The organism is Mycolicibacterium peregrinum, assembly GCF_001665625.1.
GTDB lineage: Bacteria > Actinomycetota > Actinomycetes > Mycobacteriales > Mycobacteriaceae > Mycobacterium > Mycobacterium peregrinum_B.
In genome coordinates this window covers 1-15,247 of record NZ_LZSY01000193.1, presented here as the reverse complement: position 1 = coordinate 15,247, position 15,247 = coordinate 1, and the positions used below count along the sequence as shown (strand labels likewise).

Sequence of the window (15,247 nt, the reverse complement as noted above, 5' to 3'; positions counted from 1 at the left end):
GACGCGCAGTAGTGTCGGCTCAGTGGCATCCGCGTTGCGCCGGGCCCGGATCGCGGTCGGGGCGCTGTTCCTGACCAACGGCGCGATCTTCGCCAATCTGCTGCCGCGCTATCCGGAGATCAAGAGCGACCTTCACCTGACCAATGCCGTGTACGGCGCGGCCGTCGCCTCGTTCTCGGGCGGCGCGCTGGTGGCGGGATTGACCGCGGCGACCCTGATCCGACGGTTCCGCAGCGCGCGGGTGGCGGTCATCGGCACCGTGGCGCTGGCCGCCTTCGTCGTCGCAGCCGGCATGGCGAGCACCCCACTGCTGCTGGCCGCCGCGTTGTTTTTGGCCGGGGCCTGCGATTCGGTGGTGGATGTCGCGCAGAACGCACACGGACTGCGGCTGCAGCGCGAACACGGCCGGTCGATCATCAACTCACTGCATGCGGTATGGGCTGCAGGCGCGATCCTCGGTGGTCTCACCGGTGCCGGAGCGATTGCCCTGGGAATCCCGCGGGCCATCCATCTCTCGGTGGCCGCCGTGTTGTTGAGCGCGGTGGCGGTGGTCGCCTACCGCTACCTGCTGCCCGGACCCGACCATGACGATCATCCGGCAGCGCATGCACCGGCCGGAACGAGGGCGGGGCCGCGGGTGTACCTGATCCTGCTGGCCCTGGTGCTGATCGCGATCGTGGGCGCCACCGTCGAGGATTCCGGGAGTTCCTGGGCCACGCTGTATCTGCGCGATTACCTGCACACGCCGCCTGCCGTCGCGGTCTTCGGATACATCGCGCTGGTCGGCTTCATGTTCGTGGGACGGGTGATCGGCGACCGGCTGGTCGACCGGTTCGGCGAGGCGACGGTGGCACGGGCGGGCGGCGTGATCGCCGCCGCCGGGATGGGGACCGCGCTGGCCTTCCCGAACATCGCCACGACGATCGCCGGTTTCGCGCTGGCTGGTCTGGGAGTGGCCACCCTGGTGCCGGCTGCGATGCACGGCGCCGATCAGCTGCCGGGGTTGCGACCGGGGACCGGTCTGACCGTGGTCACCTGGCTCATGCGGGTGGGTTTCTTCGGTGCGCCACTACTGGTGGGGCTCGTCGCCGATGCGGCGGGGTTGCGGGTCGGTCTCCTGGTCGTACCGCTGGCCGGGTTGGTGGCCGCGCTGCTGGCCGGGGTGCTGCCGGGGCGGCCGTCGGCAGTAACCGAGTCAGGGCACCGTCTCAGGGCCGATGCCGGCCAGCTCGATCGTGAACACACCCGACACGATTAGCGCGATACCGAGCAGCATCACCGGGGTCAGCGGTTCCCGGAACAAGAACCGGGCGATGATCGCGACCAGCGCGACCCCGCACGCAGTCCAGATGCCGTAGGCGATGCCCACGGGCACCCCCAACGACAGGGCCAGCCACAGCAGGTAGAACGACAGTACGTAGCCGGCGATCACCGGCACGATCCACGCCTTGCGCCGGAATCCGTCCGAGGCGCGCAGCCCGAGCGTGGCGAACACCTCGACCAGGATCGCTCCGGTGAGGGCCAGCCACATCATGATTCGGCCTGACGCGGGTGCGACCCGAGTTCGACCAGCAGCACGCCGGCGATGATCAGACCGATACCCGCCACGATCGGCCAGGTGAACGGGTCGCCGAACAACGCCGCGGCCAGCACGGCCGTCGCCGCGGTACCCAGCGCACCCCAGATTCCGTAGGCGACGCCGACTGGCATGCCCGCCCGCAGCACCAGGGTCAGCAACACGAACGCGGCCAGGTAGCCGGACACCACCAGCGCCAGCCATCCCGAATGGTCCTGGGCCGCGCGCAGCGACAGCGTGGCGGTGACTTCGGTGATGACGGCCGCGATCAGCAACGCCCACTTCTGCACCGGACAAACCTATCCGAGCCGGCTTTGGTGGGTGAGTACCGTAGGAGAGTTCGCCCAGCTCAACGAGGAGTCCACATGATCGGGTCCGTCCTGGACTTCCTGCCCCCGCCGATGCGGGATCCGGTGTTCTTCGCGATTCCGTTCTTCCTGGTGTTGTTGACCGTGGAATGGCTCGCCGCCCGTCGCCTGGAGCACATCGAATCCCAACGACAGCCCGCAGGCGCGTTCGACACCCGCGATGCCTGGGCGAGCATCTCGATGGGTCTGGTGTCGATCCTCACCACTGCCGGATGGAAACTGCTGGCGCTGCTGGGCTACGCCGCCATCTACGCCTACCTGGCACCGTGGCACCTGCCGGGGGACCGGTGGTACACCTGGGTGGTCGCGATCGTCGGGGTGGACCTGCTGTTTTACACCTACCACCGCATTGCGCACCGGGTGCGGTTGATCTGGGCGACGCATCAGGCCCACCACTCCAGTGAGTACTACAACTTCGCAACCGCGCTGCGCCAGAAATGGAACAACAGCGGTGAGATCCTGGCCTGGATTCCGTTGCCCCTGCTCGGGATTCCGCCGTGGCTGGTGTTCGCCAGCTTTTCGCTGAACCTGGTCTACCAGTTCTGGGTGCACACTGAGTGGGTCGGAAAGTTGTGGCGGCCAATCGAATTCATCTTCAACACACCCTCACATCACCGGGTGCACCACGGGCGCGACCAGTTGTACCTGGACCGCAACTACGGCGGCATCCTCATCATCTGGGACCGGATGTTCGGAACGTTCCAGCCGGAGGTGTTCCGTCCGCACTACGGGCTGACCAAGCCGGTCAACACCTTCAACATCTGGAAACTGCAGACCCACGAGTACGTGGCGATCGCCCGCGACGTGCGGCGGGCCCGCCGTCTGCGTGACCGGTTGGGCTTCGTATTCGGCCCACCCGGCTGGCAGCCAGCCGAATCTTCCGAAACACAGCCGGTCGGCTGACACGGGTCGGCCCAGTTCTCGAACGTGCGGCCAGAATCATTGGCCGGCATGTGAATTGACGCAACCTACGATTCCGACTGACTCGGGCTGATCGGTAGCCGCGGCTCGATGTGCGACACGCCGGGCGCCGCCGATTTGCGCCGTCTGCCGTCCAGATACCCGGCGTTTCCCAGTGTTGGTTGGACGTTTGAATTCGAGCCGAGCCGAATAGCACCAAAGCAAACTCGAAGTCAGTAAGGTCGACAGAACCCGGGTGCGACAACCCGGATCACGGTCACGAAAGGGGCAATGCGTGGGAGACACACTGACCGAAGGACAGAAGCTGGAGAAGGGTGGTTCGCTCACCTCCAACAACGGCGCGTACACGCTGACGTTGCAGGATGACGGCAACCTCGTGTTGGAGGCACGTGGCCAAGCGGTCTGGTCTACTTCCACCAACGGCCAGGACGTGGTGCGCGCCGAGGTACAGACCGACGGCAACTTCGTGCTGTACACCTCGGAGAAGCCGGTGTGGCACACCGACACCAAGGGCAAGAAGGACGTCAAGCTGGTTCTCCAGGACGACCGCAACCTGGTGCTGTACGCCGCGGACGGTCCCGCATGGTCGTCCAAGACCGAGACTTCCGAGCCGCCGCCACCGGCGCCCGAGGCCGCCGCGCCCGAGGTTGAGGTTGCCCCGGCCGCTGTCGAGGAGCCCGTGGCCGCACCCGAGCCGGCAGCGCCGCCGCCACCCCCGCCGGCTCCCGAGCCGCGCACCTACACCGTGGTGTCCGGCGACACCCTGTGGGCGATCGCCGAGCGCTTCTACGGCGATGGCAACCGCTACCAGCAGATCGCCGATGCCAGCGGCATCGCCAATCCCGATCTGATTCACCCCGGCCAGGTCTTGACGATTCCGTGACCTGAACGGAAGACCTGAACGGACGCGCGGCCCGGACCACTTGGTCCGGGCCGTCGTCGTTTCTGGCATTGGATCTCGCGCGTCGTGGGTACCCCCGGTAACGAAGTTGCCGCCTGACCGATATTGAAGTCGGTAGGGTGACTTTCACCACGTCCGAAAACGAGGGAGGCCGGCCGTGAACAGTTGGCTTGGTGGGGCGATACGGGCGATGGCGGTGGTGCCGGCGGCGGGGCTGCTGGCATGTCCGGTACCGACGGCGGCTGCGGCGGGTTCGCTGGTGTACCCCGGGATGGAGATTCGCCAAGGCACCAATCTGTGCACCCTCGGCTTCGTGGACCCGGGGAGCCGGGTCGGATTCACCGCCGGGCACTGCCGCGGCGGTGGGCCGGTGAACGACCGGGACGGCAATTTCATCGGGCACATGGGTTCTTACCGCGACAACACGCCCGACGGGGCCACGGTCGACACCAATCACATGATCTCCGATTGGGAGACCATCCAACTGGCAGGCGATGTCGTGGTGAACAACATCCTGCCGGGTGGGCGGATGCTGGTCGAGGATCCCGCCGTGGTGCCGACGCCCGGCGCCCCGGTCTGTCACTTCGGGGTGGTGACCGGAGAGACCTGCGGCACTGTCGAGGCCGTGAACAACGGCTGGTTCACGATGGCCAACGGCGTGGTGAGTCAAAAAGGCGATTCCGGTGGTCCGGTATACATCGTCACCCCCGATGGTCGTGCTGCCATCGTGGGAATGTTCAACAGCACGTGGGGTAACTATCCGGCCGCGGTCTCCTGGCAGAACGCCAGCGTCCAGGCCCGCAGTGACGGCGCACCGCTCGCCGGCGAGGTGTCGAATCTCGTCGGGCAGCCGTGACTCGCCGTTCCCCTAACTAGAACACGTTCTAGCCATCCAGGCGGGTGGGCGATATTCTCATCGCGATGCTTAATCAGACACCTGTCCAGATCGCCTGGGTCACCGCTGACCTGGCTGCCACCGAACAGGCCCTGTCCACCCTGCTGGGCGCGCGACGGTGGGTGCGCATGCCTGCGGTGCATTTCGGCCCTGAGACGTGTCAATACCGCGGCAAGCCTGCCGATTTCGTGGCCGACATCTCGCTGAGCTACGCCGGTGACACCCAACTGGAACTGATCGCACCGGTGAGCGGTGAGAGTGTCTACACGGAGTTCCTCGAAGCGCACGGGTCCGGCCTGCACCACATCTGTGTCGAGGCAGCCGACCCGGCGGCGTTCGACGCACGGGTGCGCGACGCCGAAGACGACGGGACCCCGGCGGTGTGTCAGGGCGAGATGCCCGGGGGAATGAAATTCGCCTACCTGTCGGCCGCCGGAGCCGGGGTGCCGTATCTGGAGATCGCTTACATCCCGCCCGAGATCCGGGCGTTCTTCGAGTATGTGAAACAGGAGCAGCAGTGAAGGAAATCCCCGCGGTCCTAGAGGCCTCCGAGGTCGACGCCGTCGGATCCTGGTCCGACGAGTTCGATGTCGTGGTGATCGGATTCGGCATCGCCGGAGGTTGTGCAGCGGTCAGTGCTGCCGCCGAGGGCGCCCGGGTCCTGGTGTTGGAGAAGGCCGCGGCGGCCGGCGGCACCACCGCGATGGCGGGCGGGCACTTCTATCTCGGCGGCGGCACCGCGGTGCAGGAGGCCACCGGGCATCCCGACACCGCCGAGGAGATGTACAAGTATCTGGTCGCCGTCTCGCGCGAACCCGATCTGGCCAAGATCCGTGCCTACAGCGACGGCAGTGTCGAGCATTTCAATTGGCTTGAGGCACTGGGCTTTCAGTTCGAGCGCAGCTTCTACCCGGGCAAGGTGGTGGTCCCGCCGGGTACCGAGGGGCTGTCCTACACCGGCAACGAGAAGGTCTGGCCGTTCACCGAGAAGGCCGAGCCGGCGCCCCGCGGGCACTCGGTTCCCGTGCCCGGTGAGTTGGGCGGCGCGGCGATGGTGATCGATCTCCTGCTGAAACGCGCTGAGACGCTGGGCGTCACGATCCGCTATGAGGTGGGTGCCACCAACCTGATCGTCGACGGCAGTGCGGATGACCGCCCAGTGGTCGGGGTGAAGTGGAAGCATTTCGGCGAAACCGGTTGTGTGAAAGCGAAATCGGTCATCATCACGGCCGGCGGATTCGCGATGAACCCCGAGATGGTCGCCGAGTACACCCCGGCGCTCGGCAAGAAACGTCGCACCAAGCACCACGGTGAGGTGGAGCCCTACATCCTGGGCAACCCCAACGACGACGGCCTGGGTATCCGGATGGGTGTCGCGGCAGGCGGCGTGGCCAACGGCATGGACCAGTTGTTCATCACCGCCGCGGCCTACCCGCCGGAGATCCTGCTGACCGGCGTGATCGTCAACAACCAGGGCCAACGCTTCGTCACCGAGGACTCCTACCACTCGCGTACCTCGGCATTCGTTCTGCGACAGCCTGACCAGCAGGCGTACCTCATCGTGGATGAGCAACACATGGAGATGCCGGCCATGCCGCTCATCAAGTTCATCGACGGCTACGAGACGATCGCCGAAGTCGAAGAGGCACTGGGCATCCCGGCCGGCAACCTGGCCGCCACCCTCGATCGCTACAACAAGAACGCGGCCAACGGTGAAGATCCCGACTTCCACAAGCAACCCGACTACATCGCGGTGCAGGACAGCGGGCCGTACGCGGCGTTCGACCTGTCGCTCGGGATCGCCATGTATTCGGGATTCACGATGGGCGGGTTGACGGTCTCCATCGACGGCGAGGTGCTGCGTGAGGACGGCAGCGTCATCACGGGCCTGTACGCGGCGGGCGCCTGCGCGTCCAACATCGCCCAGGACGGCGAGGGCTACGCCAGCGGAGTGCAGCTCGGCGAAGGGTCGTTCTTCGGGCGCCGCGCCGGCACGCACGCAGCGGCGCGCCAGGCCGGTTAAGGCGGCGAGCCGACGGACGCGAGCTGCCACCGACCGTCGCCGAGCAGTTCCAGGCGACGGTCGTGGAGCCGGTTCACGCTGTCCCGGTGGCTGATGCTGACCACGATGCAATCGGGCAACTCGGTGCGCAGGGTCGAGTACAACGCGTACTGCTGACCGGCATCGAGCGCCGAGGTGGCCTCGTCCAGGAACACCGCAGACGGCCTCGCCAGCAGAATCCGGGCGAACGCGATCCGCTGCTGCTCGCCGGGGGACAACACCTTTCCCCAATCGGCGTCCTCGCCCAGACGGGAGGTCAGATTACCGAGGGCGACCTTGTCGAGAGCGGCCCGGATCTCGTCGTCGGTGTAGGTACCGGTAGGTGAGGGATAGCAGGTCACCGTCCGCAGATCGCCCAGCGGGGCATAGGGGAGCTGTGACAGGAACATGACCTCACCCTGCTCGGGATAACGCACGGTGCCCGATCCGTACGGCCACAGCCGCGCCAAGCTACGCAGCAGCGTCGTCTTACCGGTACCGGACGGCCCGGTGATGACCAGAGAATCGCCGGGTGCGAGTTGCAGGTCGAGGTTGTGCAGCAGCAGGTCGCCCTGAGGTGACCGCACCTCGACGTCCTCGAGTTCCACCCCGCCGGTGGCACTCATCCCGGTGTCCAAACGTGGTAGCGCCCTTGCCTGTTCGTTCGCGCTGACGAGTCCGTCGAGACGGATGATCGCGGCCCGGTATCCGGCGAATGCGTCGTACACCGAGCGGAAGAAGCTCAATGAGCTCTGCACGTTGTTGAACGCGCTGGCCGACTGCAAGACGTCGCCGTACGTGAGCTGACCCGCGAACAACCGAGGTGCCTGAATGATCAGCGGCAGGGGATCGATGATCTGGTTGATGGACCGATTCCAGCCGAGGAACGCGACGCCCCGGCGCACGAGCCTGCGATAGTTGGTGATCACGTTGGCGAATCGATCGGACAGCGTGCCGCGTTCCGTGCGTTCACCGTGATAGAAACCGACTGCCTCGGCACCGTCACGGATACGCACGAGTGCATAGCGGAACGCCGCGTTGGTCAGCGAGTTGCGGAACGTCAGCCGGATCATCGGTCTACCGATCCAGATCGCCACGACCGTCGTGATCGCCACCCACAGCAGGGCGATCCAGAACAATGCCTTCGGCACGGTGACGCCGAAAAGGGTCAACGGGCCGGCGAGGTTCCACAGGATCGGGGTGAATGCGACGACCGAGACGATCGAGTACACCGAGCCGAAGACCAGAGTCTGCGCGGTGGCGACGGTCGGCGTGTTGGTCTCCGGACCGGTGCCGGTGGTGAAGACGTCGATGTCCTGCTGGATCCGCTGATCCGGGTTGTCGATCGGGGTACCGCCGAAACCGCCGATGAACCGGCCGCGATAGTAGGCACGCTCGTCGAGCCAGTCGCCGGTCAGCCGGTTGGTGAGCCAGACCCGCCAGCGGATGATGAAGTACTGCATGAGATACAGGTCGAGCAGGGTGCGGGTGATATCGGCTGTCACCAACAACGCGAAGATCAGGATCGAGTGCCAGAACCCGTCGATTCCCGAACGGCGCACCGCCTCGTCACCTGAACCGGCACCGGAGAACGCCACCTGCAGCGCAGTCGTCTGGTCGTTCACGTAGTAGCTGAACAACACGTCCATCCGCACCGAGAGCATCACCGAGAACAGCAGGACACCCAGCAGCGCCCACACCGGAAAGCTCTCGCGCCCAATGAAATAGCCGCCGGTGACCCGCCAGAACTGACGACCCCATGTGGTGAAGCGAGCCAGCAGGGCCGCGACCGCGACCAGCGCCACCGAGCCGATCGCCCACGCCTTGAGGACCCAGACCAGGGATCCCAGGATCTCGTTGCCCCAGTCCAGAGACTGGGTGAACATCTCCATACCCCGGGAAGTTACCGGGAACTACCGCCCGATCAGGGTTGCTTGACCAGGCCGGCCGCGTCGTCTTCGATCCGGCCGAGTCGCCATTCACCGTCACCGAGCAGCTCGAGTTCGTGGGTGTGGTGCTGCTCGACCGTCGTGCGGTGGCTGACGCTGACCAGGATGGTGTCCGGCAGGTCGGTGCGCACCCGCTGGTAGAGCATGAACTCCAGGCCCTCATCGAGTGCGGACGTCGACTCGTCGAGGAACACCACCTTGGGCTTGACGAGCAGGATCCGGGCGAACGCAATCCGTTGTTGCTCACCGGGAGACAGCACCTTGGCCCAGTCCTGGACCTCGTCGAGCCGGCTGACCAGATGCGCGAGCGCCACTTCGTCGAGGATCCGCCTGAGGGTCTCGTCATCGACGGACCCTTCTTCACCCGGATACGTCACCACGGCGCGCAGGTCACCGAGTGGGACGTACGGCAACTGCGAGAGGAACATCGTCTCGTTGGGCCCGCACGGGCGGGTCAGCGTGCCCGACGTGAACGGCCACAGTTCGGCGAGGCTGCGCAGCAGCGTGGTCTTGCCGCTGCCGGAGGGCCCGGTGATCACCAACGTGTCACCGACCTGCAGGTGCAGGTCGAGCGGATTGACGAGTTGCCTGCCGTCGGGGGTGCGGACCTCGACGTCGGTGAGCTTCACCGTGCCGTCCACGCACGGCAGGGTGGTCACCTCGGGCAGGGCCCTGGCCTCTTCATTGGCCACGACCAGCCCGTGCAGACGCATGATCGCGGCGCGGTAGCCGGCGAATTGGTCGTAGGCGTTACGGAAGAACGACAACCCGTCGAGAAGGCTGCGGAAGGCGCTGGCGGTCTGGTTCAGCGCGCCCAAGGTGATCTCGCCGCTGTAGAACCGTGGGAACTGCACGATGTAGGGGATGAGCTCCTGGGCCTGGTCGATCGAGTTGTTCCAGCCCAGGAACTTGACCATCCGGTTGATGTAGTTCCGGTAGTTCGACACCACCGGCGCGAACAGCTTCCGCAGCCCGGTGCGTTCGGCGATCTCGCCGCGGTAGAAGGCCACCGCTTCGGAAGCGTCACGCAGCCGCACCAGCGCATAGCGGAAGGCCGCGTTGTACTTCTCGTTGTTGAAGGCCAGCTGGATGATCGGCCGGCCGAGCCAGAACGCCACGACGGTGGCGAACAGAACGTAGACGATGCCGATCCAGAAGATGGCCCGGGGCAGGTCGATGCCGACGAGAGGCAAGGTGATTTCGCCGGACAGGTTCCACAGAATCGCGGTGAACGAAATCATCGAGGCCACCGAATAGATGGAGCCGAACAACAGCGTGCTCGTCGAACTGGCGCTCGGACGGTTCGGCAGCGAGTCGATGCCCGCGGTGAAAGTGTCGATGTCGGCCTGGATGCGCTGGTCCGGATTGTCGATGGTGTCGTCGATGAAGCGCGTGCGGTAGTAGGCCTTGCCCTCCAGCCAGTCACCGGTGAGCTGGGTGGTCAGCCAGGCCCGCCAACGGAGCATGAACCGTTGCGCCATATAGATGTCGAGCATGATCCGGGCGATATGGATCGCTGCCAGCAGCGCGAACACGCCCAGCGACAGCCAGAACCCGTCTTTACCCGAGACCTTCACAGCCTCGTTGCCGCTGGAGATGCCGCCGGCGATCACCTGGAAGCTGGTCATCATGTCGTTGCCCTGATAGCTGAAGAGCACCGCCAGTCGCACCCCGGCGATCACCGACAGCAGCATCGCACCCAGCCAGGCCCACACGATCACGCTGTCGCGCCCGGTGAAATACCCGCTGGTGATCCGCCAGTACTGCCTGCCCCAGGCGGTGAACCTGGCGATCAGCAACAGGATCACCAGCGTGGACACCGCCGCGATCAGCCAGCCCTTGGCGATCCACACCAGCGATGTCCCGAGCTCGTTGCCCCAGTCCAGTGTCGGGGTGAACATCTCCATGCGGGCAAAGTACCCCCATCAGCTGGCATGAGCCCGGCCGGACGTCATCCGGGCGTGGCTGCACCGATCCGGTTTCCGGGACACTCGGCGCGCCCGCGTACCGTGAACATGTGCCGAAGACGTCCAGCGCCAAACCGGGCCGCTTGAGCAGCAAGTTCTGGAAGCTACTGGGGGCCAGTACCGAGCGGAACGAGGCCCGGTCGCTCTCAGAGGTCAAGGGTGCAGCCGCGTTCGAAGACAAGGCTGCCAAGCTCGACGACGAGCAGCTCACCAAGGCTGCCAAACTGCTCGAGCTGGAGGACCTGGCCGCCTCCGCCGACATGCCACAGTTCCTGGCGCTGGCGCGCGAGGCCGCCGACCGGACGACGGGCCTCCGGCCTTTCGACGTACAGCTTCTCGGCGCGTTGCGCATGCTCGCCGGTGACGTCGTCGAAATGGCCACCGGTGAGGGCAAGACCCTGTCCGGGGCGATCGCCGCGGCCGGCTACGCCATCGGCGGCCGGCACGTGCATGTCATCACCATCAACGACTATCTGGCCAAGCGCGACGCGGAGTGGATGGGTCCGCTGCTGGAGGCGCTGGGGCTGACCGTCGGCTGGATCACCGAGGACTCGACAGCCGAAGAGCGGCGTGCCGCCTACGAGTGCAACGTCACCTATGCGTCGGTCAACGAGATCGGGTTCGACGTCCTGCGGGACCAGCTGGTCACCGACGTCGACGATCTGGTGTCACCCAATCCCGACGTCGCGCTGATCGACGAGGCCGACTCCGTGCTGGTCGACGAGGCGCTGGTGCCGCTGGTGCTGGCCGGCACCAGCCACCGGGAGCAGCCGCGCGTCGAGGTCATCCGCATGGTCGGAGACCTCACCGCCGGAACAGATTTCGACACGGATGACGACAACCGCAACGTGCACCTCACCGAGGCCGGCGCCCGCAAGCTGGAGGCCCGCCTTGGCAACATCGACCTGTACTCGGAGGAGCACGTCGCCACCACGCTCACCGAGGTCAACGTCGCGCTGCACGCGCACGTGCTGCTCCAGCGCGATGTGCACTACATCGTCCGCGACGGCGCGGTGCACCTGATCAACGCGTCCCGCGGCCGGATCGCCTCCCTGCAGCGCTGGCCGGACGGCCTGCAGGCCGCCGTCGAGGCCAAGGAAGGCATCGAGACCACCGAGACCGGTGAAGTGCTCGACACCATCACCGTGCAGGCGCTGGTAAACCGTTACCCGACGGTGTGCGGAATGACCGGTACCGCGCTGGCCGCCGGCGAGCAGTTGCGCCAGTTCTACAAGCTCGGGGTGTCGCCGATCCCGCCGAACAAGCCCAACATCCGCGAGGACGAGACGGACCGGGTGTACCTCACCGAGGCCGCCAAGAACCACGCCATCGTCGAGCACATCGCCGAGGTGCACGAGACCGGTCAACCGATCCTCGTCGGCACCCACGACGTGGCCGAGTCCGAAGACCTGCACCGCAGGCTGGTCAAGGCGGGCGTCCCCGCCGTCGTGCTCAACGCCAAGAACGACGCCGAAGAAGCCTCCGTGATCGCCGAGGCAGGCAAGCTCGGTTCGGTCACGGTGTCCACCCAGATGGCCGGCCGCGGCACCGACATCCGCCTGGGTGGGTCCGATGTGGCGGACGACTCGGCCGAGAAGGAGAAGGTGGCCGACCTCGGCGGGCTGCACGTGGTCGGCACTGGCCGGCACCACACCGAGCGCCTGGACAACCAGTTGCGTGGCCGCGCCGGACGTCAGGGCGATCCCGGGTCGACGGTGTTCTTCTCCAGTTGGGAGGACGAGGTGGTGGCAGCTCACCTCGACGAAACCAAGTTGCCGACCGAAACAGACGAGGACGGCCGTGTCAGCGCACCCAAGGCGGCCGGTCTGCTCGACCACGCGCAGCGGGTCGCCGAGGGTCGGCTGCTCGACGTGCACGCCAACACCTGGCGCTACAACCAACTCATCGCCCAGCAGCGTGCGATCATCGTGGAGCGTCGCGAAACCCTGCTGCGCACCGATACCGCCCGCCAGGAACTCGAGACCCGCTCACCCGAGCGCTACGCCAAACTGGCAGAAGGCCTGGGTGAGGACGCCGAGGAGAAACTCACCAAGATCTGCCGGTTGATCATGCTCTACCACCTCGACCGCGGTTGGTGTGATCACCTGGCATTCCTCGCCGACATCCGCGAGAGCATCCATCTGCGGGCGCTGGGCCGGCAGAATCCGCTCGACGAGTTCCACCGCATGGCCGTCGACGCGTTCGCCTCGCTGGCCGCCGACGCCATCGAGGCAGCCCAGCAGACCTTCGACACGGCCGACGACATCGAGGACGAGCCGGGCATCGATCTGTCGAAGCTGGCGCGGCCGACATCGACGTGGACGTACATGGTCCACGACAATCCGCTCAACGACGACACCATGTCGGCGCTGAGCCTGCCGGGTGTGTTCCGCTAAGTTTTAGACATGGATCACGCGCCTGCTCCTGAGGGCAGGAGCGCAACGAGTCGGGCCGCACCACCGGGGTCGGATCGGGTGCTGACGGTGCCCAACGCGCTCAGTGCGCTGCGCCTCGTATTGGTGCCGGTATTCCTGTGGCTGCTGTTCGGCGCACACGCCAACGGCTGGGCCGTGGCGATCCTGATGTTCAGCGGCTTCTCCGACTGGGCCGACGGCAAGATCGCGCGCCTCGTCGACAATCAGTCGTCGCGGCTCGGTGAACTGCTCGACCCCCTCGTCGACCGGATCTACATGGTCACCGTGCCGGTCGCCCTCGCGCTGTACGGCGTGGTGCCGTGGTGGGTGGTGCTGACCCTGCTCGGGCGCGACATAGTGCTCGCCGCCACACTGCCGCTTCTGCGTCGACGCGGACTGACCGCACTGCCGGTGACGTATCTGGGCAAGGCCGCCACCTTCGCGCTGATGTCCGGGTTCCCGTGGATCCTGCTCGGGCAGTGGGATGCGACGTGGAGCCGGGTGGCGCTGGCCTGCGGATGGGCCTTCCTGCTGTGGGGCGTGGCGCTCTACCTGTGGTCGGCCGTGCTGTACCTGGTGCAGGTGGGCATGGTGATGCGACAACTCCCAGTCAGATCATGAGCACGCTGGGCGGCTACGAGTCGGGGGCAGGACTCAACGACCATGAGGCCCACGCGCCCAAGCGGATCCCACTGCCCTCGCTGCTTCGGTCGTTGCTCTCGGAGCACCTCGACCCGGGTTACGCCGCGGCCGCGGCGGCCCGTGAGACCGGTGATCGACCGCATCGGCGCATCCGGGATTTCGCGTGGTTGGTGGTGGGTGCGGGGGCGATCGCGACAGTGTTCGCGGTGGCCGCCGGCCAGGCCCAGACCGCGGCGCCCGCGGCCCGCGAAGCCCAGCACACCCTGGCCGGGCGGGTGCGGGCGGCGCAGATTGGTGCCGACGAGGCCAGCTCCGAACGCGATGCACTCGTCGATCAGGTGGACGCCGAGCGACGCAGCAGACTCGGTATGGACGAGAACGGCCAGCATCTGCTCGGCAGTCTGGACACCGCCAACATCGAAGCGGCCGCCATCCCGATGATCGGTCCCGGGCTGACCGTCACGGTCACCGATCCCGGTCTGTCCAAGGACCTCAGCGACGTGTCGAAACAGCGGGTTGCCGGTGGACAGCAGATCATCCTGGACCGGGACCTGCAGCTGGTGGTGAATTCGCTGTGGGCCAGTGGCGCAGAGGCGGTTTCGGTAGGCGGTGTGCGGGTCGGCGCCGGGGTGACGATCCGTCAGGCAGGAGGCGGGATTCTGGTCGACAACCAGCCGATCACCAGTCCGTATGCCATTGTGGCCATCGGACCGCCGAAGGGGATGGCCGACGCTTTCGACCGGACCCCGGGCCTGCAGCGGCTCCGGTTGTTGGAGACTTCCTACGGGGTAGGGGTGAACGTGAGTGCGGGTGACGGCCTGACCGTGCCCGCGGTGTCGGTGCGAGATGTCAACTTCGCCAAACAGATTGGATAGGCCTGAGGTGCACAGGATGGACCGCTAGATGATCGGGATCGTCGCACTGGTCGTCGGGATCGTGCTCGGGTTGGTGTTCCACCCCAGCGTTCCCGACTTCGTCGAGCCATACCTGCCCATCGCCGTCGTGGCGGCGTTGGATGCGGTGTTCGGTGGGTTGCGCGCCTACCTGGAGCGCATATTCGACGCCAAGGTGTTCGTGGTCTCGTTCGTGTTCAACGTGTTGGTGGCCGCGTTGATCGTGTACGTCGGTGATCAGCTCGGCGTCGGCACCCAGCTGTCGACGGCCATCATCGTGGTCCTCGGCATCCGGATCTTCGGCAACGCCGCCGCACTGCGGCGCAGGTTGTTCGGCGCCTGACATGAGCGACGCCGAGCCCCCACCCAAGGACCAGCCGGACCATCCGGCCGAGCCGACAGAGCCGACAGGGCCAGCCGAGCGGACCAAGCCAACGGAGCCGACTGAGCCGGACGGGCCCGAAACGGATTCCGAGCCAGAACCAGAGCCGAAACATCACGCAGAGCACGCTGCCGAACACCACGGCCGCCACGAGATGCCCGCCGACGTCTCGCCACGCCGGTTCCGGAATCTGCGGATCGTGCGCCGCAGCCGTTCGCAGCTGGTGTTCGGCGCGCTCGGGGTGTTGTTGTGCATCCTGCTGGGCATGGCGATCGTCACCCAGGTCCGCCAGAACGAG

14 protein-coding genes and 1 pseudogene are annotated in these 15,247 nt (G+C 66.3%); 11 read left to right on the top strand and 4 right to left on the bottom strand.

What is annotated here, in order from left to right; translation table 11 throughout:
* The first annotated feature begins 22 nt into the window (after window positions 1-22).
* The gene (locus A5779_RS30905) at window positions 23-1,258 is read left to right on the top strand and encodes an MFS transporter (RefSeq protein WP_064887638.1); all 1,236 of its coding nucleotides are present in this window, start codon (window positions 23-25) and stop codon (window positions 1,256-1,258) included.
* Here the strand turns inward: A5779_RS30905 and A5779_RS30900 are convergent.
* Entirely contained in the window at window positions 1,196-1,531 is a 336-nt protein-coding gene (locus tag A5779_RS30900; protein WP_064887636.1) for a DMT family transporter, read from the bottom strand. The two genes, A5779_RS30905 and A5779_RS30900, sit on opposite strands and share 63 nt — an antisense overlap.
* The gene (locus A5779_RS30895; RefSeq protein ID WP_064887634.1) at window positions 1,531-1,866 is read right to left on the bottom strand and encodes a DMT family transporter; all 336 of its coding nucleotides are present in this window, start codon (window positions 1,864-1,866) and stop codon (window positions 1,531-1,533) included. The genes A5779_RS30900 and A5779_RS30895 overlap by 1 nt, the downstream gene beginning before the upstream one ends.
* A gap of 75 nt (window positions 1,867-1,941) precedes the next feature.
* Between A5779_RS30895 and A5779_RS30890 the strand changes: the two genes are divergently transcribed.
* From A5779_RS30890 to A5779_RS30870, 5 genes are all read left to right on the top strand, one after another.
* On the top strand, window positions 1,942-2,847 hold the full coding sequence (locus tag A5779_RS30890) for a sterol desaturase family protein (RefSeq protein ID WP_064887632.1): 906 nt from the start codon (window positions 1,942-1,944) through the stop codon (window positions 2,845-2,847).
* A gap of 292 nt (window positions 2,848-3,139) precedes the next feature.
* Window positions 3,140-3,748 carry a LysM peptidoglycan-binding domain-containing protein gene (locus tag A5779_RS30885; RefSeq protein ID WP_064887630.1) on the top strand — a complete coding sequence of 203 codons (609 nt, stop codon included), beginning with the start codon at window positions 3,140-3,142 and terminating at the stop codon, window positions 3,746-3,748.
* Window positions 3,749-3,956: 208 nt separating this feature from the next.
* Window positions 3,957-4,622 carry an Rv1815 family serine proteinase gene (locus A5779_RS30880; RefSeq protein WP_064887628.1) on the top strand — a complete coding sequence of 222 codons (666 nt, stop codon included), beginning with the start codon at window positions 3,957-3,959 and terminating at the stop codon, window positions 4,620-4,622.
* A 65-nt stretch (window positions 4,623-4,687) separates the two neighbouring features.
* A complete protein-coding gene (locus A5779_RS30875; protein WP_064887626.1) occupies window positions 4,688-5,182 on the top strand; it encodes a VOC family protein in 495 nt (164 codons plus the stop codon).
* Entirely contained in the window at window positions 5,179-6,684 is a 1,506-nt protein-coding gene (locus A5779_RS30870; RefSeq protein ID WP_064887624.1) for an FAD-binding protein, read from the top strand. Before A5779_RS30875 ends, A5779_RS30870 begins: the two co-directional genes overlap by 4 nt.
* Here the strand turns inward: A5779_RS30870 and A5779_RS30865 are convergent.
* Entirely contained in the window at window positions 6,681-8,594 is a 1,914-nt protein-coding gene (locus tag A5779_RS30865; RefSeq protein WP_064887622.1) for an ABC transporter ATP-binding protein/permease, read from the bottom strand. The two genes, A5779_RS30870 and A5779_RS30865, sit on opposite strands and share 4 nt — an antisense overlap.
* Window positions 8,595-8,626: 32 nt before the next feature.
* Entirely contained in the window at window positions 8,627-10,558 is a 1,932-nt protein-coding gene (locus A5779_RS30860) for an ABC transporter ATP-binding protein/permease (protein ID WP_064887620.1), read from the bottom strand.
* Between the two features lie 110 nt (window positions 10,559-10,668).
* On the opposite strand from A5779_RS30860, the gene secA2 reads away from it, so the two are divergent.
* The 5 genes and pseudogenes from secA2 to A5779_RS30835 form a co-directional block, all read left to right on the top strand.
* Complete coding sequence (gene secA2, locus A5779_RS30855; RefSeq protein ID WP_064887618.1) at window positions 10,669-13,014, top strand: accessory Sec system translocase SecA2; 2,346 nt, start codon at window positions 10,669-10,671, stop codon at window positions 13,012-13,014.
* A 9-nt stretch (window positions 13,015-13,023) separates the two neighbouring features.
* Entirely contained in the window at window positions 13,024-13,653 is a 630-nt protein-coding gene (locus A5779_RS30850; protein WP_236734935.1) for a CDP-alcohol phosphatidyltransferase family protein, read from the top strand.
* A complete protein-coding gene (locus A5779_RS30845; protein WP_064887613.1) occupies window positions 13,650-14,549 on the top strand; it encodes a DUF881 domain-containing protein in 900 nt (299 codons plus the stop codon). Before A5779_RS30850 ends, A5779_RS30845 begins: the two co-directional genes overlap by 4 nt.
* Before the next feature lie 28 nt (window positions 14,550-14,577).
* A complete protein-coding gene (locus A5779_RS30840) occupies window positions 14,578-14,910 on the top strand; it encodes a small basic family protein (protein WP_036449743.1) in 333 nt (110 codons plus the stop codon).
* A gap of 1 nt (window position 14,911) precedes the next feature.
* A pseudogene (locus tag A5779_RS30835) lies at window positions 14,912-15,247 on the top strand (DUF881 domain-containing protein); the annotation flags it as partial.

Excerpts from the sequence above, each read along its gene's own strand:
- A5779_RS30900 (WP_064887636.1), bottom strand. The coding sequence starts at position 1,531 with ATGTGGCTGGCCCTCACCGGAGCGATCCTGGTCGAGGTGTTCGCCACG.
- A5779_RS30890 (WP_064887632.1), top strand. The coding sequence starts at position 1,942 with ATGATCGGGTCCGTCCTGGACTTCCTGCCCCCGCCGATGCGGGATCCG.
- A5779_RS30880 (WP_064887628.1), top strand. The coding sequence starts at position 3,957 with ATGGCGGTGGTGCCGGCGGCGGGGCTGCTGGCATGTCCGGTACCGACG.
- A5779_RS30875 (WP_064887626.1), top strand. The coding sequence starts at position 4,688 with ATGCTTAATCAGACACCTGTCCAGATCGCCTGGGTCACCGCTGACCTG.
- A5779_RS30865 (WP_064887622.1), bottom strand. The coding sequence starts at position 8,594 with ATGGAGATGTTCACCCAGTCTCTGGACTGGGGCAACGAGATCCTGGGA.
- A5779_RS30860 (WP_064887620.1), bottom strand. The coding sequence starts at position 10,558 with ATGGAGATGTTCACCCCGACACTGGACTGGGGCAACGAGCTCGGGACA.
- A5779_RS30850 (WP_236734935.1), top strand. The coding sequence starts at position 13,024 with ATGGATCACGCGCCTGCTCCTGAGGGCAGGAGCGCAACGAGTCGGGCC.
- A5779_RS30845 (WP_064887613.1), top strand. The coding sequence starts at position 13,650 with ATGAGCACGCTGGGCGGCTACGAGTCGGGGGCAGGACTCAACGACCAT.
- A5779_RS30840 (WP_036449743.1), top strand. The coding sequence starts at position 14,578 with ATGATCGGGATCGTCGCACTGGTCGTCGGGATCGTGCTCGGGTTGGTG.